Origin of the sequence: Pseudomonas capeferrum (assembly GCF_000731675.1) — a bacterium.
GTDB classification, from domain to species: Bacteria; Pseudomonadota; Gammaproteobacteria; order Pseudomonadales; family Pseudomonadaceae; genus Aquipseudomonas; species Aquipseudomonas capeferrum.
In genome coordinates, this window is sequence record NZ_JMIT01000001.1 from 290306 (window position 1) to 312552 (window position 22247).

Consider the following 22247-nt stretch of genomic DNA (forward strand, 5'->3'; position numbering starts at 1 on the left):
GCTTTTTTGTGCCTGGAGAAAACCAAATGCGTATATCGCAACGCGGCTTGAGCCTCATCAAATCGTTCGAGGGCCTGCGCCTGCAGGCCTATCAGGATTCAGTCGGGGTCTGGACCATCGGCTACGGCGCCACTCGAGGTGTGAAAGCCGGCATGAAGATCAGCAAGGAGCAGGCCGAGCGCATGCTGCTGAATGACGTGCAGCGGTTCGAGCCAGAAGTTGAGCGCCTGATCACGTCGCCGCTGAACCAGAACCAGTGGGACGCGCTGATCAGCTTCACCTATAACCTGGGCGGGGCGAATCTTGAGTCGTCCACGTTGCGAAGACTGCTAAATGCTGGAGATTACGCCGGAGCGGCCGAGCAGTTCCCGCGCTGGAACAAGGCGGGAGGTAAGGTGCTGCCCGGCCTGGTCAGGCGCCGCGCCGCCGAGCGTGAGCTGTTCCTGGCGGCGCCGTGAACTTTCTTAGCGCGATGCCGGCTTGGTGCTGGTGGCTGATCGCCCTGGCGCTGGTTGCCGGCAGCCAGCAGTACCGGGTTGTGCTTGCAAATGGAGAGACAGCAGCTGCGCGCGGAGAAACAGAAGCGGCACGCACCGAACTGGCCGACTACCGCCTGGATGTATCCGAGCGCGACCGGCGCGCGGCTGCTCAGTCCAGAACCGAAGAGCAGCGCCGCCAAGCCGTGGCGGACGAGGAGGGTGAAAGTGCACGACAAAAGCTGGAACTGGCCCAAGGCCGCGCCGCTGCTGCTGAGTCTGCTGCTGGCGGGCTGCGCGGCGAAGTCGCCCGATTGCGGGACGGCCACCGAGCCACCTGCGACGCCATCGCTACCCAGCAGCGCAAGGCAGGAGCCTCTGCCGTCCTGGTGCTCGGGGGATTGCTTGAAGAAGCTGACCGAATGGCGGGAATTTTCGCGGAAGCGCTTGAGCGAAGTCGAGTAGCAGGAAGGGCCTGCGAGGCTATTGCGGATGGGCTCAAATAGATAACTGTAGGGTGAGTAAATCCCCGGCCTGGTAAAGCCACAGGTTTAAATTTCTCTCACTACTAATTTTTGTATAGGTGTATCGCGGCTCTACTATTTTATAATGGTTCTCAGGCTCAGTTGGTGTCGCGGGTGTGTTCGATTAACTGATCTCGCTTTCTATTATGCTGAATATGCTTGTTACATTCTTTACTTGGGACATGGCTTCGGTATTCGTAATGCACTCATCCAAAAAATAATCTGCCCTAACTCTTAGCGCGTGCATTGCGTGTATGCGTGTTCCAAGTCTTCTTATTTTGGCTTGCCTTTCTTTATCATTACATATGAAACTGCAAAGCGTGTCCGACAGTTTTATGTGAGATCCACCTTTCATGTTGCTCACTCCTAGGCTAAGATTTTTGTCTGCTAGGTGTAGAGTCTCATGGTAAGCGCTGTAGTATGACCTGCTTACAATGTTTCGATGATCGGTCTCGCTCAAGTCGTTGCATAACAGCAATTCTTGTGACCAAGTCAGGAAGCTTTTTGAGGTAATAGGCATTTATCAGATCCATTGATCAATTTTGTTTAAAGGCTATTTACAGTCGGCTCCTGGTGGTATGGGATAAAAACGTACATGATATCTTTTAGGATGTGGCATGCGTCAAAGTCAACGATGCGATCGCATAGAGTTTCATTGAGTTCGTGTATAAGGTCGGCGCTGCCTTCGATTGCGGCATAAAAAGTCACTGTTGAGCCACCGTAATTATCGGTTCTTCTGAAGTTACCTTTTTTGAAACCTATGTTTCTCTCGCTCATAATGCTTTCTGCGATTTTGTAAATCTTATTTGCTTCGTCGTCGGAGATGTTGTTTTGTTCAAATAGCGTTGCAAGTTGCAGGGTGGCTCTCGCGTTGATGTTTTTTTCGAGTGCGTCAATGTCTATTTTGTCAAGATTGCTCTTGATTGTTTCGGAAAAAATTCGAGGCTTGAATATTATTTGAGCAGCTTCGGCAAGGTCGATCAGAGCATGGTGGTCAGGTGATAGGTCTGCGGCTATTTTGTAGTGTCGGCAGGCGGCTTCTGGCTTTCTGAATTTGCTAAGCGCGTGAGCATAGTTTGTATGAATGTTGCGATCGCTGGGGTCGAGTGATAATGTTTCTTCAAAGGTGGAAAGTGATTTTTCGGCGTTGTTTTCGATGGTGTACAAGATTCCGAGGCAAATTCGTGCGGCGATAAAGTGCGCGGATTCTAGTTTTTTAATGTCTCGACGAAGGCGTGCGGAAGTAAATGGGTCTAAAATGGACCCAGAGTTGGCAAGTATGTTCAGTTCTTCTACTAAAGTGTCGCTGATTGTTTTTGCCACAGCCATAATCGACTCCAAATCCCTTTATGACACTAACCTTGGCACGAAATCACATGACTAAAATTACGATGAAGATCGGGAGACAAGCTTCATGACCTTAAGAGGCGTACTATACGACACGATGAGACCTTCCGTCGAATCCGCGCGATACCCTAAACGTAGCCGTGTCACCGTTCGTCATGGAGCCTGAGATCTGCACATAAGTCGTAGGCTTGTTTAGCCATGCCCGATGGCCTCACGCATCTACCTTAAGGCGCTTTCCGGCCGTGCGTGGAGTGGCAAACGTTGTCGTGTCGAACACCCTATAATGCGCTGGATAAAAATTCATCGGGGCAGGGCTGTGGACAAGCGGACGTTCATCGGGATGGTCGAGGCAGGCGAGCCGCTGATCCAGCAGGCTGTGGATGCATTCCGCTCCTTCCACGAGGCACAGGATTGTGGCGCCCCGCCAGAAGAGGTTGAGCGCCTTCGCCTGCTCGCCGAGTCTCTGTTCCAGGCGGTCTCCGACTACCAGTTCCGGGTCATAGCCAAGGCTCGGGGAAAGGATCTGCCCCCACTGCACTGACCCGCTGATCGGCAATTTCCCGCACCGGGATACGCCTATAAGATACTGTGTTTTTGTACAGTGTTGGTGCTCTATGTATTTCCTCCTCGTTCGCCGCCGCGTGAATGGCGTGGCCATCCCCACCAGTCAGCTCGGGAAGATCACTCCGATCCGGGCAGACATCCACATCGGCGACCACCACAGTGAACCGCTGGGCCGAGTCGCGACCCAGGCCTGGATGTTCAACCCGACCCCCGGGCCTGACGTGATACCCCGGCTGCACGACGCCAGGGTCAACGGCATGGCCCAGCTCGGCATGAACATTAACGGCATCGAAGAGATCGACGGCGTGATGTACGCGCAGTCGTGGTGGTGCAGGGCGGAATGATGGCCGGGATACCTCGCGCTTGGCTTGATGAGCTGAACGACCAATGCGCCCTGGCTACCGACCCAGATGGCCGGGCCGCCGTCCTGGTCGAGATGGCCATGGCCGCCCACCGTCGCGGGGAGGTGGGCGCCGACCACCTGTGCGAGATGCTGGAGTTTGCCGAGGCGGCTCGGCTCTACGGCCTGAACGAGCACGAGGACATGTACGCCTGCGGCCTGTTCGGCTACCACGAGCCTCTGCCGGAATGGGGTATCGAGGTGATCAAGGGGTAGGGCAAGGAGCCGCCTGTCTGTGGGTATCTATATAAAGGAAGTGAGTCGGTCGGCAGAACGCCGGATGCGGGCCGGAGCCCGTGGGGAGTTTTTCGGGGGATGGTGAAAATTGGTTCTGCACAGTGCGGCACCGTTTGCAGCGAGCGCCCGCTCAATGCCTTGGATTTAAAGGCGTTTCGTACATCCCGCACGCATGGGGTGCAAGGGGTCGAGTGTTCGAATCACTCCGTCCCGACCAATAATCCCAATGACTTAGGCCATTTCCGCAAGGAGTGGCCTTTTTCATGTGCGTGACTTTTGCGTGACTTCTCAGGTTTTTACGCCTGCCTCCTCTTCTTATTTGTCAGCACCGGCCCACGCGAGTCCGTCGCTGAGGCTTTGTTTGCCGCTTCTATCAGCTGCCAGCTCTGCACCAGAGTAGTGGCGGTCTTGTGTCTCAGAAACGATTTCCGATCTTCCTCTGTTGCACCTGCTGCTTTCAGGGGCCTACCGAAGGTGTGCTTCAGGTCGTCTTTGACCAAACTCAAATCACCAGTACATTTGTTGATTACTATTTCTGATGCTTTTCAAAGCGAATATCACCTTCTGGTAAGGTCTTCACGGGCTGCCAGCCGAGGTTTCGATAGAAGCCACTCGCGCGGCTAGCCTCAGCCGTTTCTAACCAGATCGTCTGGTGGTGTTGAAATAGGAAAGTCTCTGCTTTATCCATCAGTCTGCGCCCTAATCCGTTTCCTTCGAATTCGGGTAGAACGAAAGCGGCAAACACACATCCGTCCTCGACATTGGCCATGGAAAAGCCTACAGGGGCACCATTGATCTCGGCGACCCAAGCGCATGGGGCCTCTATAATTGCCTGTCGTATCGTTCTAGGAGTAATCCCGATTTCCGCGAGCTGATCAAGGGATAAGTGATTTTCGTGAACGCTGGTTCGAATATCAAAAATGGCATCGATATCCGCGAGGTTGGCGAGTCTGATTGTTTTTTCCATGATGTCCTCCTTTATAGCCCCTCTCGAATGAAAGTATCCTTTCACAGCTGGCGCAATGAACGGTGGCCCCCTTTGTACGGCAGTAACTCCGTAATCTTACTCGCCCACTGCATCGGCGGCCGTGTCAGCAGGTCTGCTTTCCTGTGCGTCAGGGTCCCGCATTCTTCGCGCTGCGGCAGAGTGTGGTTACGAAGGCTGGATGAGTGGCCAGCCGGACAGATGCGCTGCCGTTAGCCTTCAGGTAGGGTGCTACCGCATACGAATTCCTTCGAGCCAAGGCGGTGTGACCCGTACTCAACGACGTAGCCATCACCAAGGCGCTCCGCCTCCGCCTTGGCTGTCTTCTGGTCTGCATAGACGTCGACAAAATGCCATGGATGCCTGTCCCGAAGGACGCCCCACCCAAGCACCCAGCCTTCTTTGGCGGGGTCTGGAGGCAGGTTTTTCGCTAAGCTGCGGATGCCCATATAGCGGTCCTCTGAAGCGATAGCTATTAAAGCGCCGGATTCACGAAGTTCTACAGCATTGAGGATCTTAGTTCCATATACGCATAGTGTGCTCGCGGTTCTACGCGCATCCCGGTATCGTCTATTGAGACGATCAACTCAGATCCAGACGTCGTTCAAAGCCGTCCGCTCACCGCCTTCATGGCCGGTTCACCACGCCGCGTGGCTCGATCATCATCAGTTTCGCTTCCCCCTGCGCCGCTGTCCTGTGTTCCACCCCACGTGGCACGACATACAATTCGCCGGGGTTCACATAAACGCAGCCCTCTGGCAGATCGATGCGCAAGGTGCCTTCAAGCACAAGAAACGCTTCATCGGTCTCCGGGTGCGAATGCCAGATGAATTCACCTTCGATTCGCACAACCTTGAACTGGTAGTCGTTCATTTCCGCGACCACCCTGGGGCTCCACTGCTGTTCAATCAGTGAAGCCTTCTGGGTCAGGTTCACAGGGCATGATGCGCGTTGCGTGTTGGCGTCGGACATGACGGATCCTCTGTAGTTGAGGTGATCAGCCTACCCAACCCAACGCACGCCGCTCTTGTACGATCCTGCAAGTCAGCGGGCAGGCCGCAAGCGTTCCAGCCAGCGCAATGGCGACACGCCATAGCTGCGGGTGAAGTGCCGTGTCATGTGGCTCTGATCGTGAAAGCCCGCAGCCAGTGCTGCATCGACCAGCGTGAAGCCATCCAGCATCAGCCGCCGAGCAGTGTCCAGGCGCCGCAGCGTGACAAAGCGGTAGGGGCTGGTGCCATAAAGGGCGCGGAAGTCGCGTGACAAGCTCCATTGCTCGCGGCCGCTGGCCTGTTCGAGCATCTCCAGGGTGATGCCCTGTTGAAGGTGTTCCATGATGAATGCCCGGGCGCGCTCGGCCGAGCGGTAGTCCAGGCGTTTGCGGCCGCGGGGCTTGCCGCCGACCGCACGCAGCGCCATGGCCAGGTCATAGACGGCGTCCTGCTCCTCCAGCGTTTCGAGTGGGTGATCCAGTGCCTGCACGAAGGCTTCACTGGCGCGGTACAGGCGCGGGTCGCTGGTCAGCCCGCCGGCAATGAAGGGCAATGGCTCACCGCTGAGCACGTTTTGAATCAGCGCCGGGTCGATGTAGGCCATCCGGTAGCGAAAGCCCGCATCCGTACCCGCCATACCATCATGGGCTTCGTCAGGGTGGAGGACGAGCGTATTACCCGGTACGCCGTGGCACAGCGCCCCCTTGTAGTGAAAGCTCTGCACGCCGGCGAGGGTGCGGCCGATCGAGTAGGTGTCGTGACGATGCGGGTCGTAGCCATGGCTGCCGAACCATGCTTCGATCCGCTCCACGCTGCCGGGTTGAGCGCTACGTATGACCCAGTCCGAGGTGGCAGCGGGGCTTGCTTTTCGTACCATGAAGGGGCTTTCCTGCGAGTTACCTCGCGTGATGGTCACATGAAAACGGTCGCTTTCTGTAAGGCCGCTCTCAGCCAGAGGCCCTGAACCTCTAAAGCAGATCGGCGGTCCCAGGCGCTGTCTGAAGTGAGGTGTCGCAGACAGTTTCCAGCCTTCCTAACGTACACCTCAATAGCGTTAGAGCCGCCTAGAGCGTAATGCTGTTCACGTGAGTTTTCCATCGCTTGGAGTGGGGCCGCTTTGCGGCCCATCGCGGCACAAGGCCGCTCCCACAATGTTCGCGCATGCCCTGTAAATAGCGGCATAACGCGGTCGGTGGAGCGGCCTCGGCATTCTTATGTGAACAGCAGCAGACCATGCCAACGATCGCTTCATTCTCTCCGCGCCCCTTCAGGGTGCGAAGTGGCCTGGAATAACAGCCTTCATGCACCAGCAGTGAGCGTCTAGTGGTAGCCACTACCCGGCATTCCGCTTGGATTACAGTTGGCGTGGAAGTTGCTGGCATTTTGATATCTGCGTCGCTTATGGTGAACTTAATGTCGCTTTCAAGTAGTTCCATGCAGTTGTCATCGAGCGAGCGGGGTTGGCTGCCCTGGTTCGGCAAAGCCGGCAAGTTCAGCATGAGGTGGGCGTGCCGCCTCAATCGTTCGAACTATGTAGAAATCGAGCAGACGTTCGAAGCCATTGCCCAGACGCGGGTGCAATTGCTGCACAACTGGGCGCGCGAACAATGGGATCACCTGGCAGAGTTGGCGGAATGCCTGGCAGCAGACTTCGCTCATATTCAGCCCTCGGCATTACTCGACAAGCTGGCACAGGCCGAAGATTTTTCGGAACTGAGTGTGATTGACTGCACGGGCAACGTCAGGGTATCCACCTGGCCAAAGCGTGGCAGTACGCAGAGCGAGCAGCTCGCGGCGTTGGCCAAAGGCCTGAAAGCGCCATTTCTTCACGGGCCCTACAGCGACCCGATGACCTTGCAGATCGGCCCATCTTCGTCGCGTTTTCACGATGAGGTGACGCTGATGTTCTACCAGCCGATCAGGCACGCGGGCAACGTCCTGGGCTGCCTGTGTGGCCGGGTCCCCAATGATGTGCTGGGCGACCTGATCCAGCGCGAGGCCGGGCATATTTATGCCGAGTCGGGCGACAACTATCTGTTTATGGTGCAATCGCGTTTCGACCCGACCGTGCAACCAGGCACCGCTTTGTCCCGTTCGCGCTTTGAGGACGGGACGTTTACCCATGGCGAAAACCTCAAGAGCGGCGTGCGTACGCCCTGGAGCACTGTGCAGGTGCAGCGCCATACCGAGCTGGAGCTGCGCTTCACCGACCCCGCGACGCGTGAGCTGCACCCCGGCGTGCGGGAAACCATCCGGCGTGGTACCAACCTGTTCGTGACTTACCCGGGTTATTCGGACTACCGCCATGTGCCGGTGGTCGGCAAGGGCGTGACCTTCCAGTTACCAGGGTCGCCCGACCGTTGGGGGATGATGTGCGAGGCCGACTTGGAGGAGGTCTATCGCCGCCGTTCGCTGAGCTACCGGTTGATGAAACCCTACGTGGCGACCATGGTTGGGCTGTTCGGCTGTAATTACCTGGTGCAGCATTACGCCGGATTGCCACAGGGGGTGAACGACGCCATCCAGGCCCTCAGCATGGTCGGTGCTACGCTGCTGTTCGGCGTGCTCGGGCCAAGGCGCCTGGCGGCCAGGTTGAACGGCATGAGCGGTGTGCTGCGTACCATCGCCGAGGGTGAGGGCAACCTGCGCCAGCGCCTGGACACTGGCGCCCTGGCCAATGACGAGAGTGGCGACATGGCGCGCTGGATCAACAGTTTCATCGACCGCCTGGACGCCGTGGTGGGGCAGGTGGTCAAGGCCAGCCGCACGGTTGGCAGCACCAACCAGATGATGCTCGGGCGCAGCCAGGAAGCGAGCGTGAGCTCTGTCGAGGTGGCCGATGCGGTGCACCAGATGATGATCATCATGGAGGAACAGCTCGGTGAGCTGCAGCAGGCTTCGGTCAGCGCCGAACACATGAAGCAGGCCATGGACGAGGTGGTCAGCCGCGCCCGCGAGCAGTACCTGGCTGTGCAGGCGGGCACCCAATCGATTCGCGATGTGGTGGCCCGCTCGGCCTCTAGTGTGCAACTGCTCGACAGCCGCATGGCGCAGATTGGCAATATCACCGGGCTGATCAGCGACATTACCAACCAGACCAACCTACTGGCGTTAAATGCCGCCATTGAGGCGGCACGGGCGGGCGAGCATGGCCGTGGGTTCGCGGTGGTGGCCGATGAGGTGCGCAGTCTGGCGGCCCGCACCGCGCGGGCGGCCGACGATATCCGGCACATGGTCGAAGGCCTGCAGAACGAAACGCAGCAAGCGGTGAGTTTTATGGAGGAGGGCGTGCAGAATGTCGATGATAGTTTGCGCCTGGCCGAGGATGCGTCGTCGGAGAACGTGCAACTTCACCAGGCGGTGGAGGGCATGTTCGCCATCATCCAGCAGCTCAACCGCCGCAGCATCGAGTATGGCAAGACCATCGAACAGGTTAACCACTCCTCCAGCGAGATGCGCCAGACCGCAGTGGTGCTGCAAAACAGCGCGCAGAAGGTAAAGGTGGATGCCGGCAAGCTGCAGAAGCTGGTGGGGCAATTCGAGGTCAGCGGTGATGGCGAACGGGTCGCTGCTGCTTGAGCGCCGACGGCGCCTCACACAAGTAACCCAGAATTCGCGTAAAAAAAAGCGCGAATTCTGGGTTGTCCGCTGCCAATTAAAAGTAGGTAGTTACCCCAGCAAAATACGCCCGGCCAGGCACGTAATAGCTGGTCGAGTCATCACGCGGGTCTTCATCCAGCAGGTTCTGCACGCCGACATTCAGGGTGAGCCAGTGGGTGGCTGCCCAGTTGGCGGTCAGATCGTACGTGGTGTACGGCTTGACGAAGTCGGTACCCAGGCCGCGTTGCTTACCCACGTGCTGAGCTGACAATTCGGTACCGAACCGTTCGGTGATCTGCCAGTCGATGGCGCTGTACAACGACAGCTTCGGCGAGCTGATCAGGTCTTCACCGGTCGACAGGTTGCGGCTTTCGAGCATGTAGGTGGCATTGGTGCGCCAGCTGGCGTTTTCCCACAACGGCACTTTGGTGCTGCCTTCCCAGCCGCGGGTGCGGGCTTTGTCAGCATTTTCCAGCATGGTCCACCAGCGGCCCTGGAAATACCCCAGCGGCGCATACTCGATTTTGTCTTTGAAGTCGGTGTGGAAGTAAGTGAGGCTGGCCTCCCAACCGTCGCGGTCGAAGGAGACGCCAATCTCTTTGTTGGTGCTGATTTCCGGACGCAGGTTCGGGTTGCCTGCCATCCAGCAACTGCCGGTCACATAACCCAGCGGGCGCAATGATGTACAACCGCGACCGCCAGAGTTGGTCGCCGCGCCAGCACTGCCTTCTTTCAGGCTGGGGGCACGGAAGCCGCGTGACACGCCACCGCGTACGGTCCAGTCAGGGTGAGGGTGATAGACCACGTAAGCACGTGGGCTGTTGTGGTTGCCGTACTCGTCGCTATGGTCGAAGCGGTTCCCCAACGTCAGCGATAGGTTGTCGAGCAGAAACAGCTCGTCTTCGATAAACAGCGCGGAATAGTCGCCCTCAAGCTCCGCGCCGCCCACCGTTGCCCCTTGGTAATCAACCGGTACGGTGCCCAGCGTGTCGGTGTTGGTCAGTTGCTCGCGTTTCCATTGGCCGCCAACGGTGAGGCGCTGGTTTACCAGCAGTTCAAACGGGATGTTAAGGCTACCCTCGACGATTTTTTCTTCGGAGTTGGCCTTGCCCTCGCTGAGTTCGTTGTCGAACTTGTTCAGGTAAGCGTCGATACGCGAGGTACCAAAGCCCCAATCGCCGTGGTGAGAGACCACGAAGCTATCACGGGTCAGGCGCCCGGCACCGAAGCCCTCACCGACCGTGTCACCCCAGTCACCGAAGGTTTTCTTCGACGACCACGAACGCTCCACGCCTTGGATAGCCTCGAAGGACAACTCATGGTTGTCGTTGATCTGCCAATTAAGCAAGGCATTGACGCTGTGGTCTTTGGAACCGCCGGCGCCGTCGTTGTAAACGAAGTCACCTAGTGCATCGAGGCGCGGCTCGGCTTCGTCGGCAGCGCGCCGAGTAAGGTTGGCGCCCAGGCGCAGCCCCAGGGAGTCGGTGACAGGGCCAGAGAGGTTAACGCTGGTCTGGTTGGTCTGACCGCGGTCGGAGTCTTCTGGGATCGTGGTATTGACGTTGAGCGAGCCGCTCCACTCACGGGATACCTTGCGGGTGATGATGTTGATCACACCACCCATGGCGTCCGAGCCATACAACGACGACATCGGCCCGCGCACGATCTCGATCCGCTCAATCATGTTCGGCGAGATCCAGTTGATGTCCTGGCGACCCAGATCACGGCGGTAGTTAGTGTCGGCGGAGCTGCCGATGCGTTTACCGTCCACCAGGATCAAGGTGTATTTGTCGTCAAGGCCGCGCAGCTTGATCTTCGACTGCTCGCCCACGGGGCCGTAACCCCCGGTAACGCCGGGGATGCGGCGTAGCAGGGTGTTCAGGTCGTAGACCGGCTGGCGCTCGATCTCCTCCCGGGTGATGACGCTGACGCTGGCCGGCGCATCTCGCACATCCGTGCCGCCGCCCGTGGCGGTGACGAACGAGGCTTGCAGTTCTGTGGCGGGGAGCGGTTCAAGCTCGTGAATTTCCTCGGCCTGCACCGCAGTCGCGGCGAGCAGTGCGACGGTGAGCAGGGGACGGGAAAAAGGTGGGAATGGCATCGTGTAACTGTCCTTGTCGAGCGGTTGGATTCCAGGGGCAGAATGCAATCGGGGCGGGACATTAACGCAAACGAGAATCATTTAAAAGAAAATGTGAAAAATAATTTACCTAGAATTTACAAAAATTGACTGTGGGGAGGGGGGGTGCAGTCAGGGGATGGCCAGGCGGGTACCTGCATTCCTGGGCGCTGTATGAGTCCGTGGTGGTAATTGAGTTGCTGGGCCGCTTTTGCGGCCCTTCGCGGGGCAAGCCCGCTCCCACAAGTGGTTACTTTTGAGTTTTCAGCATGCCCAGCTCGGCATCGTCAAGCAGGGCCTTGGCCAGGGCGCAGAGGTAGTGCGAGGCCCAAAGCAAGTGGGGTTTGTCTTCCATCAGGCCGTCGATGGACAGGTCGCGGGCGTAGATGCCCTTAGTGCCGCGTTCCCGGCTCAGTCGGCATTTGCACCTGCGCCAATGCCACCTCAAGCAGTCTGCGCAAGGTTTCAAGCTCGTGCATCGAGGTCATGATCAATAAGGAGGAGGGCGACTTGGGTTGCATGAACATCGCCTGCTGGGCAACGGCTTCGGCAGGGACTATCTTCAGCATCAAAAACGACCGCAACGAAAAACAGGCGCAGCGAGTATCTTTGGGAAATGGACTACAAGATAGGGTTTAAATCTGATTTTTAGGCCGTTCGCCGCAACAACTCGCAACGCTCGGGCTTCGAAACTAACCCGTGACAGGCATTCAAACCAAGGAAGGTCATGACTAACTTAAAACCCGCAAGCTGCCTCCTGTTGTTGCTGGCCATGACCACCCTGGCCGCCTGCGTCCCCTGGAAGCGCGAACGCGCTGCCTACGCGGACCTCTGCCAATCCGAATTCCAGTTCAAAGTCCCAGGCCCGCAAGGCGAGACCACCCTCTACCTGGAAATGTACCTCTACGACCACGCCGCCCAGTGGAGCGACCGGCCATTTTCGCAGGGCTTGTACGTCGACTATCCCGGCGAGAAGTACTCGCGGCCGGAGTTCTACGTACAGCTCATCGCCTACAACAAAAACCGCCAACGCCCATCGTCTGGCAACCGTGGAGAGCCGCCGATCCCGATCCTGTACGACAGCCGCCAGGCCTACATCACCTTCGAAGACGGCTCGCGCCTGAGTGCGCGGCCAGAGGTCTACCTGGGCATCGACAAAACCTACGACTTTCCGCTGGTGTACCCACCCTCAGCGCGCCCATCGCCCTACAACATCAACAGCGACGAAGTGCAGCGCCACATCCCCAAAATCACCAACAACAAACGCTACGGCTCCGCCTATGTGATTTTCCAGACGGACAAGTTCAACGCCGATGCCAAGTGGATCATCCACCTGGGCGCATTAGAGGCCCAAGGCCGAAAACTGCCGATCCCACCCATCGAGCTCTGCTACCACCCCGTGAAGAAGTGGATCGGTATCGAGCCTTTGATGCGGCCTTGAAGTAATGCATTGACCGACAATGCAAAGCCTGTGTGCGGCGAGCCGGTCTTCACCGCGCAGGCGTGAGCGGCCAGCGTCGCACATTCGCTTGAACTGCCCAACTGCAGGGGTGCCTAACGTTCATCAACCTGAGGGCAGCACGATGACTGAGCGCAAAGACGATACGCAACAAAGCCAGGTACCGGCGCATTCCACGGAAGAGGAAAAGGCCAAGCTCAAGGACAAGAACAAGGACGGTATCCCCCCGGGCGCTGAATAAGGCCGGGGCGTTCGGTGTAGTCGTGCACCCCGGTTTCAAGCGCCAATAGGCGCTGCCGGGGCACGCTCTCTCTATTGAGGCGTTGGCACGCAAACTGGAGAACTATCATGGCAATCGATCACAACGGCCCCGATGCGCCCTATCCAGGCCCAGAAGAACTGGCACCTGAAACCGGCGCGGTCCATGGGTCAGGGCTGGAGCAGACTGAGTCTGAACCCAAACAGGGCGCGGGCGAAAAATGGTCCGAGAAACGACCGGAAGACTGGAACCCTCCACCCGGCGACCCAGGCTCGGGTCAGGACGCCCAGGATGACGCGGCGCAAAAGGCTGGCCCTGATGAAGGCGAAGTACCATTGCCGGCGGACGATGAGTCGCCGATTGAGGAAGAGATGAGGGATGTCGACGCCAACAATTCAGTGTCCAGCGAGCATCCGTAAGCTCGCTGGGTGACCCAGCGTTTCATCCGAGGCGTACAGCGATGAACAGTGACCACACCGCGCAAGGCGGCAGCAACCGTGACCTGCCCACTTCGCCCGACCCTGCCGTGAACCCGGACAACCCTACAGTCCCGAACCCTGATGACGACCCGCTAATGAATGAGCAAGAGGACGCAGATTGGCCAGCGCGTGATGGCGCGACGGACGAGGAACGGCAGAGCGTTGAACAGCCCTATGAGTATCAAGCCCCTCGTAAACGATCGGATTGAACGTTTCAGCACGCAGTATCGTCGGTACTTCCAAGTCCTTTGCATTTGGAGGTACTCACCATGAAATACCGCGCACTTGGCAATACCGGCCTGCTGGTTTCGGAGCTGGTCATCGGCACAGTCCCGTTCGGCGGCCGGGGCGCATTCGAAAAAACCGGCAGCGTGGACGTAGCGCTGGCCAGGCGCATGTTCGACATGGCCTTCGACGTTGGGGTCAACCTGGTCGACACAGCGGACCTTTACTCCCACGGCCTGGCCGAAGAAATCGTCGGCCAGGCGCTGGGGCAGCGGCGCCAGTCGATCATACTGGCCACCAAAGCGCGCAGCCCGATGGGCGAAAACCCCAACGACAGCGGGGCTTCGCGCTATCACCTGATCCGCGCCTGCGAGGCGAGCCTCAAGCGCCTGGGCACCGACCATATCGACCTCTACCAGATTCACAATTGGGATGGCATCACGCCAGTTGAAGAGACGCTGTCGGCGCTGGAGCAATTGGTGCAAAGCGGCAAGGTGCGATATTTCGGCACCTCCAACTACACCGCGTGGCAGATGATGAAAACCCTCGGCACCGCCCAGCTCAAGGGCTGGCAGCAGCCGGTTACCCAGCAGATCTACTACACCCCCGAGGCGCGCGAAGCCGAGTATGAGCTGCTGCCGATGGCGCTCGACCAGGGTATCGCCACACTGGTGTGGGGGCCGCTGGGGGAGGGGTTGTTGACCGGCAAGGTACGGCGCGGGCACAAGACCCCGAGCGGCACGCGCCAGGGCAATGACTGGCCAGAGCCCTACGTGCACGACCAAGAGCGCGCGTACGACATCATCGAGGCACTCATCGAGGTGGGGCAGCGCCATGGCTGCTCGCCGGCGCGGGTGTGCCTGGCCTGGCTCAAGGACCGGCCCGGTATCACCAGCGTGATCACGGCGGCGCGCACGGCCGAGCAGTTGCACGATAACTTGCAGGCGGTGGAGCTGCTGCTGACCGCCGAAGACCAGCAATTGCTCGAACGGGTGACGCGGATTGCGCCGCAGTATCCGTACTGGCACCGGATTGCGGCGGGCATGGATCGAATCGACCCGGCCGAGGCGCCGTTCATTGAGTTGCATCGGCAGACCATGAAGCAGCAGAAACAGTAATAGCTTGCGCCATGAGGCGGTGCCTGGCGTAGAGGTGCCACCTCTTTCAGGTCACGACGCCCGTGGGGCTCCCTGACGGTTAGTCGTTGTGCTCGGCTACTCGCCCTCCTGCGCTCAATAAGTGCGCGTGCAATTGCGAGGTCAGCATTTCAATCCTCTCGCTCATCTGCTTGGTGGCTTCGGTCAAATGGGTATTCACCTCCAATAGCTGCTGCAATTGTTTACTGTGCGTCTCAGCATCGCGCTGGCGGCGTTGGTTGGCCATGGCAATGGCCTCGCGGTGGCGGGCATCTGCCTCGGAAGAGGCCTTGTCACGATCGGCCTGGCGGGTTTGAGCGAGCAGAATCAGGGGCGCCGCATAGGCTGCCTGTAGGCTGAACGCCAGGTTGAGCAGAATGAAGGGGTAGGGGTCGAAATCGGACAGCCCTGACAGGCTGATGCCCACCCAGATCAATACCACGAGTGACTGTGACCCTAGAAACAAGGGCGTGCCAAAGAAGCGGGCGAAGGCTTCTGCCTTGCGGGCGAACGCGTCGTTGCCAAACACCGGTTGCATGTGCGCATGGGCGCGGTGAAACCTGAGATGGTCGACGTGTTCGGAAGGCTCGGAGACAGAGGGCTGTGCAGGTTTGGAAGGGTCCATCGGCGGGCTCCGGATGGCTGGGGCATGTCCAAACTAGCTTAGCCCGCAGCTACGCAATGGCCGCATGGCCTAAAGTTCAGTAAACCGCTTCACTGAAAAAGGGTGTCGTAATGGCCAAGTTGCACGTGTTGATTGCCGCAGTAACCTCAATGGCGCTGTTAGCGGCCCCTGGCGCTTCGTACGCCGACCCGGGAAACGGTAACGGCAATAACAAAGGGCACGGGCAAGGTAAGGGGCAGGGCCAGCATTCCCAAGGGCAGGGCAATCCTGGCGGTAAAAAGTCGAGCTCGGGTGGCGGTGACTGGCACGGCGGGCCATCAATCGACCGAGGCGATGTGCTGGGCATCTTGAGTGGCCATCGCAGCTATTGGAGCCCAGGCCCTGCATTGCCGCCTGGCATTCAAAAGAACCTGGCGCGCGGCAAACCGCTGCCGCCGGGTATCGCCAAGAAGCTGGATGGCCGGTTGCTTGGACAACTGCCTCATTATGAGGGCTACGAGTGGATGCAGGCGGGGGGGGACTTGCTGCTCGTGGCGGTCGCGACCGGGATTATTTACGAGGTTGTGAACGGGGCGTTCGATTGAGCCGCCGAAGTTAAGCGGCCACAGAGGAATCTGGCTTGATTGGCATCCCCGCCGCGGTGCCAAATTTAGATGAGAATGCTTGAAAATGGACTTGAAGGTTTTATTTAGTATTGTGAGTGCAATGACGACAATGATGGCTGCGGCCAAGGTTATTATTGACTTTTCGGTGGGTACCAAGGCCCGTCTCAAAGACGACTATCGCTTTGCGAAGGAGTTTTTCAGTGACCTTGATGCTGAACGGCTGCACCCCTTGGCGGTGGAACGCGGCTACCATGCCATAGCTGGCACGCGAGGCATCAACGCTACCGATATTGCTTACTTGATATCGCTGGATAAGCCTCAGCGACGGTTAACGGATTACGTTTTTTCACGTGCCTATGTTGATATGGACGCGTCGAATCATAAGATAGCGTTCAAGCAACCTTACAGGACCGCGTTCTCCAGGCGGTGGCGTAAATGTTGGGAGTGCCTGAAGTATGTTGTGCTCGCCGCCATTGCGCTTGCCCCATTCTTGGTGGTTGGCGTTCTCCGCTATGACCTTGAATATCTGATGCTTCTGATAGTCACCGTGCCCATATTTGGTACGTTGGCAGTCAATTCATTGGTTAATTATGTGAGGATTGGCTGTGCGGAAGAACTCGTGAAAGAGCAGCGCCTGCATACACCGCTTATTCAACTCGAAAATGTGGGCAAGGCGGTCGCTCGGCACCGGGCTTAATCTGCAGGGGAGCGCATTTGGCTCAAAAGGCCAAGTGCTTTGGCAGTGGCTCGGAAGAGCCACGGCTGCTGATCTAAATGGTGGCAATTTTGCCATTCAGAACAGGCACTTCAATTACGCCCTTATCAACCGCTTCTGCATCACAATCGTACGTTCCTCGCCACAAAATACATCCCGCACCTTGCAGAACCCCAGGCCTGCATAGAACCCTTCAGCAGTAACGGAAGAGGGCACTCGCAACCCTTCCAGCCCTCGGGCAATCGCTTCATTTTCGATCACCTCCATCATCTGCTTGCCGACCCCATGCCCCTGAAATTCAGGGTCAACGAACACACTCCTGACCACATCTGCGTCAAGGCTGGCGGTGGCAATCACTTGGCCCTCATTCAATGCCACGAATACCAGGCGTCGAGTGAGCAGTTCAAGAATGGCGTTTGCGCTAAACGATGCTTCCACGCGCAATATCGTGCCGGCATCGTAGTCAGCTGCGTTCGACCGGCGTAATGCAGCTATCACGACGCGGCTTATGTCCTCGGCATCTTCTGGTTTCGCCAAGCGGATATGGCAGTTCATCACTCGGTTCCTTGTGTAGTGCCTGCTTTGCAGATCAGAACATATTTTTTGCACTGGCGGGGTATGGCACCGGCGTTGCCGGTGTTCGCGGGGTAAACCCGCTCCTACAGGCAGTGTGGAAGCGCCATAGAAGAAGCTGATAGCAAATCGCTACCCTCTGTATTCCAAAATAAACGAAGCCCCCTGTCAAAACGCTCCTACTCTCTCCGTCGATGGACCAACCTGCCCACCGGAGCAAATCATGGAAAGATTAGCGTCGTCGCCCCCGCACGCCCGTACCCCCGTCACCGTCGTCCCAGAATCGCGCTTCATGCAGAACTACCGCGTGGCCAGTGCGGTGCACGGTGGCAGCTCGGCATCGGCCATCGTCAATGGCCGTGGCGATGTGGAGCTGTTCACCAGCGGCAGCAATACCGAGGTCTGGAACATCTACCCCGACCCGCAAAGCACCACGGCCAACAGCGCGACAGCCACCGGGCTGACCGGTGAGGTGATCGCCACCGGCCTGACCCCGAGCGGCGACATCGTGCTGTTCGCCGCCCAAGGCACCAACCTGCTGTACTGCGTCGAGCAGCCCACATCGGCTTCGCGCTGGTCGGCGGTGAAAATGATCGATGTGCCGTTGCCTTCCAATGCCATCCGCATTGCGCGTATCACCACCACGCGCATCAACAACAAGCTGTACATCGGGGTGCTGATCGAAGCCAAGGGCCTGGTTGGCACACTGTACAACTTCAGCTGGGGCGTGTGGGCTGGGCGTGCACCGGCCTCGCTCAATGGCACCACCTTGCAGTTGCAGACCCTCAACGCGGTGTGGACGGGCAACAGCGACGCCAATGTGGCGTTCTCGGTGTTCGATACGGTCATCCTCGAATACACCCTCAGCACCGGGCAGCTCGATCGGCCGGCGATTGCCGCCAACTTCCGCAGCCTGGATGTGGCGGCGGCGACCGATGAGGTGGGCAATACCCAGGTGCTGGCCGTTCTTTCCGATGGCAATGCCTATTGCCTGGTCGGGGGTGGCAAGCAGCCGTACAGCTGGGCGCAGTTGACGGTGGCGTCGTCGTTCAAGCAGGTGGCTGTGCTGCCTTCGCGCCCGGCGCTGAATGCGCTTTTGCTGGGCGTGGACAATACGCTGTACCACGCCAGCCAAAGCGCCCCTTCAGCCACCGGCTGGTCGCAGCCGACGCCGATATACAACGGCGTGCAGTCGTTTCAGGCGACGGTGGAAGACGGCGGGCTGGCGGTGTTCGCGATTCAGGCGCAGCAAAACACCGTCACTCAACTCACCCGCGAAACCCTCAGCGGTAACTGGAATATTGCGGCGCTGCAGGTGCAGGCGGGCGGCAAGATCGAGGACTTCGCTTCGTACAGCACGGATGTCACGTTGTTCAGTGAAGTGGGCACGCCACTGGCCGATACGCCGGTCGAAGTATGGACCGAGGAGCCGTCGCGGCTGGCCATCAATGGTGGGGTCTACTACGCCACGCCGCGCCGGCCGGTGCGGTTGTTGACCAACAGCGCCGGGGTGCTGTCGATTGCGCAGCAGGTCAGTGCGTTGGCGGCTCCGGCGATTTTGGTGGCGGTGCCGTCGTTGATGTCGCCCGGCGAGCGCATCGAGATCCGTCAGGATGCCGAGGTGCAGGACAGGCTCAGCGTCACCACGGGCGAGGAGTTGATGAACGCCAAGCTGGCCGGTGGTGCGCCGTTGCTGCGCGATCAGTACCACAAGCAGGAAACCGCCAACGCGGTGGCCGAGGCGGTCAGCCGCAGCATGCAGTTGGCAAGCCCGCTGTACCGCAAGGCTTCGGCGGCAACGCCGTATGTAGACCCGCGCCGGCCTCGCGCTGGGGTTTCGTTGCGTAGCGATGCGCTTGCAGGCGCGCGCTTGCTCGACCTGGCGCTGGTGCCGGAGCAGCACTGGCATTTGAGTGTTCAGGATGGCGAGGTGCGCTTTACCGATTTGTCCGCCGATGCGGCGTCGGGGCTGCTGATGGCCTTGCGCAGTAGTTCGCTGTCGGGCGGGTGGTTCAGCTGGTTGACCGACATCGGTGATTTTATTGCCGGGGTCGCCCAGGGCATCATCAAGGTGGTCGATTTCGTAGTGACCACGGTCAGTGCCGGGATACAGGCGGCGTTTCACTTTGTGGTCGACGGCGTCACCTACCTGTTCGAAACCCTGGTGGACACGGTCGAGAAAGCGTTCGACCTGGCCGAGGCGGTGTTCTCGGCGGTGAAGGTGTTCTTCCAGCAGCTCTACGAATGGCTGGCATTTCTGTTCAACTGGGGCGACATTCTGCGCACCCATGACGCCATTGCCCACATCGTCAACACCGGCTTCGACTTCCTGGTCGGCGCCACCGGGGGTATCCAGCGTATCGTCGATGGCAGCATCAACACCTTGCAAAGCCAGTTGCAGCAGTGGTTCGCCGAGGCCCGCAACACCTTGGCCGGCAGCTACAGCCTGGGTGGGTACGAGCAGGCCAATACGCCGGATGACCCGGCCACGTCCAAGGCGGTGGCCAACAACATCGTCTACAACGGCCTGATCAACAACGCGCCGGCCGCACAGTCGAACATGGCTGCCGCGGCGCTGATCCAGGAGGCCGACGGCCCGTTCACCCAGTTCATGGAGGCGCTGGCGAACTTGGTCGACTTTACCGAGTCGTCCCAGGCGTTCGCCCAGGCGCTGGTGTACCTGCAAGACCTGGGCACGGCGCCGGACGAGATCTTCCGCAAGCTGCTGGCAGCGCTGATGAGCGTGGTCGAAGGGGTGCTGCAGGCGGTGCTGTCGGGCGTGCAGGCGGTGATCGATGCGATGCTGAAAACGGTCGCGACGCTGATCGCGGGCCTCAAAACGCTGATGAATGCCAAGTGGAACATTCCGTTTGTCAGTGACCTTTACCGGCTGATCACCAACGGCTCGGACCTCACCACCCTGGACTTGATGTCGTTGGTGCTGGCGGTGCCGGGCACGGTGCTGTTCAAGATCCTGCAAAACAAGGCGCCGTTCCCGGACCAGGCGAGCGTGCTGCGCTTCAAGGCCGCGTTCAATGCCGACACGCTGCTCACCGCCACCGGGCTCAAGCCGGCTGGCCGACAGGTGCTGGCGCAGGCCGAGGATGGCTGGAGCGGTTGCCTGCCGCGCGACCTCGCGCTGCTGACCGGGGTGTTGGGCTCGGTGGCCTACTTCTTTTACGGCAGCCTCACTGCCCTGGGCGACATCATGCCACCGGAGGCAGGGCCGCCAGCGATCGTCGCCTACGTCGCGCTCACCCTGGAGACTGCTGCGCAATTGTGCAGTTGCCCGTGGATCTTCTCCAGCGGCGTGCCTGGCTGCGTCACCGCCGACGGTGCCAGCCGCACGCTGTGGATTTACACCTGCGTAGGCGTGCTGCTGGATGGGATATTTGTGCTGGGCGCCAACAAGATGCCCGAAAACCGCGACGACATGGGCGTGGTTGCGACCTTCCTGTATGGCCTGGGCCACCTCGGTGCAGCCATCCCCGCATCGCTTGGGCAAAGCGCCTCGGTCGTGGCGCTGAACATCGTCCCTTGCCTGCCGGAAGTGTGCAAACCCTTGCGTCTGAAACGGGTGGTACTGGCTACCGAAGGCCTTTCGCTGGTGGGCCAGGCGGCCCTCGATGTGATCTGTTACACCTCGACCACGGTGCTCAATGTGGTGTCGGTGTCTGCTGCAACCCAACCCACCCTCGTCGATGCCAGTGCGCTGCGCACCGGTACTCGTTCGATGTAGTCAAAAAGGAGTTTGGCAATGTTGATCGTAACCAAGAACCCACCCGTGGTCGGCCATGGCCAGGTGCTGCGCGGGCCGTCCGTGCAGGCACCCAGCCGGATAGCCGCCTTGCAAGGTGCCTACGACAGAGGCATCTACCTGCGCCCCAACCTGAGCAGCGAGGGCACGGTGCCGGCCAGTTCGCCCTTGTCGGCATCGCCCGATATCTGGATCGCGGGCACCCAGCCAGTGGCCAACTTCCAGACCGCGTTGGCCACGCCTAACAGCTATGCGCAACAGTCGCCTGGCACCATTACCCAAGGCACACCCAATTACATCTATGTACGCGGGCGCAATGGCGCTGCCGTCAGCAGCTCGACCAAGGTGCTGCTGTACGGCGTACCCTGCGCCTCCATTCAGTGGCCCAGCGAGTGGGCCAAATACGGCATCCCTACGGACCGCGACCACCCGGACGGCACGAACCCGCATTACGACTCATCGATCGTCAACCTGGCATCGTCGAGTATCGGGGTGACGGCCGACACCTTTGTCTGGAGCAACCCGCAACCGCCAACCGGGGGCAGTGACCACTATTGCTTCATCACCTGGATGAACAACGCCGGTAACCCGTTCCCGGATGTGTTCTCGCAACTGGACATGGCTGCGCTGATCACCAACAACCTTCAGTTCGGCTGGCGCAACGTGTCGATGCAGTCCGGGCGTTCGCCCACCCGGCAAATGGCATCGCAGCTGATCATCCCCAGCGACGTGACCGCAGGCAGCCGCGAGTACTCGTTGCAGGTCACCAACATGGGCTTCCCGACCACGGGCTGGACCCTGTCGATGAGTTGCAGCCAGCTGGACTCGAAGGGCAACAAGATTGCCATCGACAACGTCGCCATGCCTGCCCTGGGGCAGTTCGTTGGCGTGCGCTGCACACTAGTGCCGGGCTTCAGCGCGCTGCTCACCCTCAACCTGTACAAGAACAACGGGCCCGACTCGCAGCCGGGCGCCTCGATCGACATCACCCCGACGTACTTCTCCGACGGCTCGCCGCAGGAGCTGCAAGAGGCACTGGACCGGGGCCTGGTGGACTTCGCCATGTCGCATGCCCTGCACCGGGCCTATGCCGGCACCGAGGTCGCCGATATTCGTCCACGCCCGGTGGTGCCGCTGGGTGCTGACGGCTTGCACGTCATTTGATGATTA

Annotated in this window: 21 protein-coding genes and 3 pseudogenes; 13 read left to right on the forward strand and 11 right to left on the reverse strand. The window is 59.3% G+C overall.

What is annotated here, in order from left to right; all coding sequences use genetic code 11:
- Window positions 1-26 precede the first annotated feature (26 nt).
- Together PC358_RS01600 and PC358_RS01605 are read left to right on the forward strand one after the other, a co-directional pair.
- On the forward strand, window positions 27-458 hold the full coding sequence (locus PC358_RS01600) for a lysozyme (RefSeq protein WP_033697035.1): 432 nt from the start codon (window positions 27-29) through the stop codon (window positions 456-458).
- 14 nt (window positions 459-472) lie between these two features.
- Entirely contained in the window at window positions 473-982 is a 510-nt protein-coding gene (locus PC358_RS01605; RefSeq protein ID WP_277604243.1) for a DUF2514 family protein, read from the forward strand.
- 564 nt (window positions 983-1546) lie between these two features.
- On the opposite strand, the gene PC358_RS01610 is transcribed toward PC358_RS01605, so the two are convergent.
- Complete coding sequence (locus PC358_RS01610; RefSeq protein WP_033697037.1) at window positions 1547-2329, reverse strand: tetratricopeptide repeat protein; 783 nt, start codon at window positions 2327-2329, stop codon at window positions 1547-1549.
- Window positions 2330-2663: 334 nt separating this feature from the next.
- Here PC358_RS01610 and PC358_RS01615 point away from each other — a divergent pair, with 334 nt between their 5' ends.
- The 3 genes from PC358_RS01615 (at window position 2664) to PC358_RS01625 (ending at window position 3527) form a co-directional block, all read left to right on the forward strand.
- The gene (locus PC358_RS01615; protein ID WP_033699963.1) at window positions 2664-2888 is read left to right on the forward strand and encodes a hypothetical protein; all 225 of its coding nucleotides are present in this window, start codon (window positions 2664-2666) and stop codon (window positions 2886-2888) included.
- A gap of 73 nt (window positions 2889-2961) precedes the next feature.
- Window positions 2962-3255 carry a hypothetical protein gene (locus tag PC358_RS01620; protein ID WP_033697042.1) on the forward strand — a complete coding sequence of 98 codons (294 nt, stop codon included), beginning with the start codon at window positions 2962-2964 and terminating at the stop codon, window positions 3253-3255.
- Window positions 3252-3527 (forward strand): hypothetical protein, encoded by a 276-nt coding sequence (locus tag PC358_RS01625; RefSeq protein WP_033697044.1) that lies wholly within the window; start codon window positions 3252-3254, stop codon window positions 3525-3527. The genes PC358_RS01620 and PC358_RS01625 overlap by 4 nt, the downstream gene beginning before the upstream one ends.
- A 317-nt stretch (window positions 3528-3844) precedes the next feature.
- Here PC358_RS01625 and PC358_RS28045 read toward each other — a convergent pair.
- The 5 genes and pseudogenes from PC358_RS28045 to PC358_RS01645 form a co-directional block, all read right to left on the reverse strand.
- A pseudogene (locus tag PC358_RS28045) lies at window positions 3845-4042 on the reverse strand (tyrosine-type recombinase/integrase); the annotation flags it as partial.
- A 35-nt stretch (window positions 4043-4077) separates the two neighbouring features.
- A complete protein-coding gene (locus tag PC358_RS01630; protein ID WP_033697046.1) occupies window positions 4078-4515 on the reverse strand; it encodes a GNAT family N-acetyltransferase in 438 nt (145 codons plus the stop codon).
- A gap of 230 nt (window positions 4516-4745) precedes the next feature.
- Window positions 4746-4982, reverse strand: coding sequence for a hypothetical protein (locus tag PC358_RS28050; RefSeq protein ID WP_033697049.1), 237 nt, complete (start codon window positions 4980-4982; stop codon window positions 4746-4748).
- Between the two features lie 138 nt (window positions 4983-5120).
- A pseudogene (locus PC358_RS01640) lies at window positions 5121-5505 on the reverse strand (cupin domain-containing protein).
- A 72-nt stretch (window positions 5506-5577) separates the two neighbouring features.
- Window positions 5578-6402: an AraC family transcriptional regulator gene (locus PC358_RS01645; RefSeq protein ID WP_033697051.1), complete on the reverse strand. Its 825-nt coding sequence runs from the start codon at window positions 6400-6402 to the stop codon at window positions 5578-5580.
- 2051 nt (window positions 6403-8453) lie between these two features.
- Here PC358_RS01645 and PC358_RS28345 point away from each other — a divergent pair.
- On the forward strand, window positions 8454-9104 hold the full coding sequence (locus tag PC358_RS28345; protein ID WP_371925411.1) for a methyl-accepting chemotaxis protein: 651 nt from the start codon (window positions 8454-8456) through the stop codon (window positions 9102-9104).
- Between the two features lie 76 nt (window positions 9105-9180).
- Here the strand turns inward: PC358_RS28345 and PC358_RS01655 are convergent, their stop codons facing one another.
- The 3 genes and pseudogenes from PC358_RS01655 to PC358_RS27880 all read right to left on the reverse strand — a co-directional run bounded on the left by PC358_RS01655 (window position 9181) and on the right by PC358_RS27880 (window position 11813).
- Entirely contained in the window at window positions 9181-11226 is a 2046-nt protein-coding gene (locus tag PC358_RS01655; protein WP_033697054.1) for a TonB-dependent receptor domain-containing protein, read from the reverse strand.
- 268 nt (window positions 11227-11494) lie between these two features.
- Window positions 11495-11629: pseudogene (locus PC358_RS28540) on the reverse strand (DUF3077 domain-containing protein); the annotation flags it as partial.
- 7 nt (window positions 11630-11636) lie between these two features.
- Window positions 11637-11813, reverse strand: coding sequence for a hypothetical protein (locus PC358_RS27880; RefSeq protein ID WP_167334455.1), 177 nt, complete (start codon window positions 11811-11813; stop codon window positions 11637-11639).
- 158 nt (window positions 11814-11971) lie between these two features.
- Between PC358_RS27880 and PC358_RS01670 the strand changes: the two genes are divergently transcribed.
- From PC358_RS01670 to PC358_RS01680, 3 genes are all read left to right on the forward strand, one after another.
- On the forward strand, window positions 11972-12685 hold the full coding sequence (locus tag PC358_RS01670) for a hypothetical protein (protein WP_033697059.1): 714 nt from the start codon (window positions 11972-11974) through the stop codon (window positions 12683-12685).
- A gap of 366 nt (window positions 12686-13051) precedes the next feature.
- Window positions 13052-13381, forward strand: coding sequence for a hypothetical protein (locus PC358_RS01675; RefSeq protein WP_033697060.1), 330 nt, complete (start codon window positions 13052-13054; stop codon window positions 13379-13381).
- Between the two features lie 329 nt (window positions 13382-13710).
- Window positions 13711-14784, forward strand: a complete 1074-nt coding sequence (locus tag PC358_RS01680; protein ID WP_033697061.1) for an aldo/keto reductase — start codon at window positions 13711-13713, stop codon at window positions 14782-14784.
- 79 nt (window positions 14785-14863) lie between these two features.
- Here PC358_RS01680 and PC358_RS01685 read toward each other — a convergent pair whose 3' ends face one another.
- The gene (locus PC358_RS01685) at window positions 14864-15427 is read right to left on the reverse strand and encodes a DUF1003 domain-containing protein (protein ID WP_033697062.1); all 564 of its coding nucleotides are present in this window, start codon (window positions 15425-15427) and stop codon (window positions 14864-14866) included.
- A gap of 110 nt (window positions 15428-15537) precedes the next feature.
- Between PC358_RS01685 and PC358_RS01690 the strand changes: the two genes are divergently transcribed.
- Together PC358_RS01690 and PC358_RS01695 are read left to right on the forward strand one after the other, a co-directional pair.
- Complete coding sequence (locus tag PC358_RS01690) at window positions 15538-16011, forward strand: anti-virulence regulator CigR family protein (protein WP_033697065.1); 474 nt, start codon at window positions 15538-15540, stop codon at window positions 16009-16011.
- A gap of 79 nt (window positions 16012-16090) precedes the next feature.
- The gene (locus PC358_RS01695) at window positions 16091-16729 is read left to right on the forward strand and encodes a hypothetical protein (protein WP_152604580.1); all 639 of its coding nucleotides are present in this window, start codon (window positions 16091-16093) and stop codon (window positions 16727-16729) included.
- A gap of 114 nt (window positions 16730-16843) precedes the next feature.
- On the opposite strand, the gene PC358_RS01700 is transcribed toward PC358_RS01695, so the two are convergent.
- Window positions 16844-17302: a GNAT family N-acetyltransferase gene (locus PC358_RS01700; protein ID WP_033697067.1), complete on the reverse strand. Its 459-nt coding sequence runs from the start codon at window positions 17300-17302 to the stop codon at window positions 16844-16846.
- A 241-nt stretch (window positions 17303-17543) separates the two neighbouring features.
- Between PC358_RS01700 and PC358_RS01705 the strand changes: the two genes are divergently transcribed.
- Together PC358_RS01705 and PC358_RS01710 are read left to right on the forward strand one after the other, a co-directional pair.
- Complete coding sequence (locus PC358_RS01705; RefSeq protein ID WP_156056735.1) at window positions 17544-21059, forward strand: hypothetical protein; 3516 nt, start codon at window positions 17544-17546, stop codon at window positions 21057-21059.
- An 18-nt stretch (window positions 21060-21077) separates the two neighbouring features.
- Complete coding sequence (locus PC358_RS01710; RefSeq protein ID WP_033697071.1) at window positions 21078-22241, forward strand: hypothetical protein; 1164 nt, start codon at window positions 21078-21080, stop codon at window positions 22239-22241.
- The last annotated feature ends 6 nt before the right edge of the window (window positions 22242-22247 follow it).

What these genes read in the sequence shown, in the direction of transcription:
- PC358_RS01685 (WP_033697062.1), bottom strand. Translation starts at nt 15,427, where the DNA reads ATGGACCCTTCCAAACCTGCACAGCCCTCTGTCTCCGAGCCTTCCGAA.
- PC358_RS28345 (WP_371925411.1), top strand. Translation starts at nt 8,454, where the DNA reads ATGGACGAGGTGGTCAGCCGCGCCCGCGAGCAGTACCTGGCTGTGCAG.
- PC358_RS01610 (WP_033697037.1), bottom strand. Translation starts at nt 2,329, where the DNA reads ATGGCTGTGGCAAAAACAATCAGCGACACTTTAGTAGAAGAACTGAAC.
- PC358_RS27880 (WP_167334455.1), bottom strand. Translation starts at nt 11,813, where the DNA reads ATGCTGAAGATAGTCCCTGCCGAAGCCGTTGCCCAGCAGGCGATGTTC.
- PC358_RS28050 (WP_033697049.1), bottom strand. Translation starts at nt 4,982, where the DNA reads ATGGGCATCCGCAGCTTAGCGAAAAACCTGCCTCCAGACCCCGCCAAA.
- PC358_RS01710 (WP_033697071.1), top strand. Translation starts at nt 21,078, where the DNA reads ATGTTGATCGTAACCAAGAACCCACCCGTGGTCGGCCATGGCCAGGTG.
- PC358_RS01705 (WP_156056735.1), top strand. Translation starts at nt 17,544, where the DNA reads ATGGAAAGATTAGCGTCGTCGCCCCCGCACGCCCGTACCCCCGTCACC.
- PC358_RS01600 (WP_033697035.1), top strand. Translation starts at nt 27, where the DNA reads ATGCGTATATCGCAACGCGGCTTGAGCCTCATCAAATCGTTCGAGGGC.
- PC358_RS01700 (WP_033697067.1), bottom strand. Translation starts at nt 17,302, where the DNA reads ATGAACTGCCATATCCGCTTGGCGAAACCAGAAGATGCCGAGGACATA.
- PC358_RS01620 (WP_033697042.1), top strand. Translation starts at nt 2,962, where the DNA reads ATGTATTTCCTCCTCGTTCGCCGCCGCGTGAATGGCGTGGCCATCCCC.
- PC358_RS01690 (WP_033697065.1), top strand. Translation starts at nt 15,538, where the DNA reads ATGGCCAAGTTGCACGTGTTGATTGCCGCAGTAACCTCAATGGCGCTG.
- PC358_RS01670 (WP_033697059.1), top strand. Translation starts at nt 11,972, where the DNA reads ATGACTAACTTAAAACCCGCAAGCTGCCTCCTGTTGTTGCTGGCCATG.
- PC358_RS01655 (WP_033697054.1), bottom strand. Translation starts at nt 11,226, where the DNA reads ATGCCATTCCCACCTTTTTCCCGTCCCCTGCTCACCGTCGCACTGCTC.
- PC358_RS01605 (WP_277604243.1), top strand. Translation starts at nt 473, where the DNA reads ATGCCGGCTTGGTGCTGGTGGCTGATCGCCCTGGCGCTGGTTGCCGGC.
- PC358_RS01675 (WP_033697060.1), top strand. Translation starts at nt 13,052, where the DNA reads ATGGCAATCGATCACAACGGCCCCGATGCGCCCTATCCAGGCCCAGAA.
- PC358_RS01625 (WP_033697044.1), top strand. Translation starts at nt 3,252, where the DNA reads ATGATGGCCGGGATACCTCGCGCTTGGCTTGATGAGCTGAACGACCAA.
- PC358_RS01645 (WP_033697051.1), bottom strand. Translation starts at nt 6,402, where the DNA reads ATGGTACGAAAAGCAAGCCCCGCTGCCACCTCGGACTGGGTCATACGT.
- PC358_RS01680 (WP_033697061.1), top strand. Translation starts at nt 13,711, where the DNA reads ATGAAATACCGCGCACTTGGCAATACCGGCCTGCTGGTTTCGGAGCTG.
- PC358_RS01630 (WP_033697046.1), bottom strand. Translation starts at nt 4,515, where the DNA reads ATGGAAAAAACAATCAGACTCGCCAACCTCGCGGATATCGATGCCATT.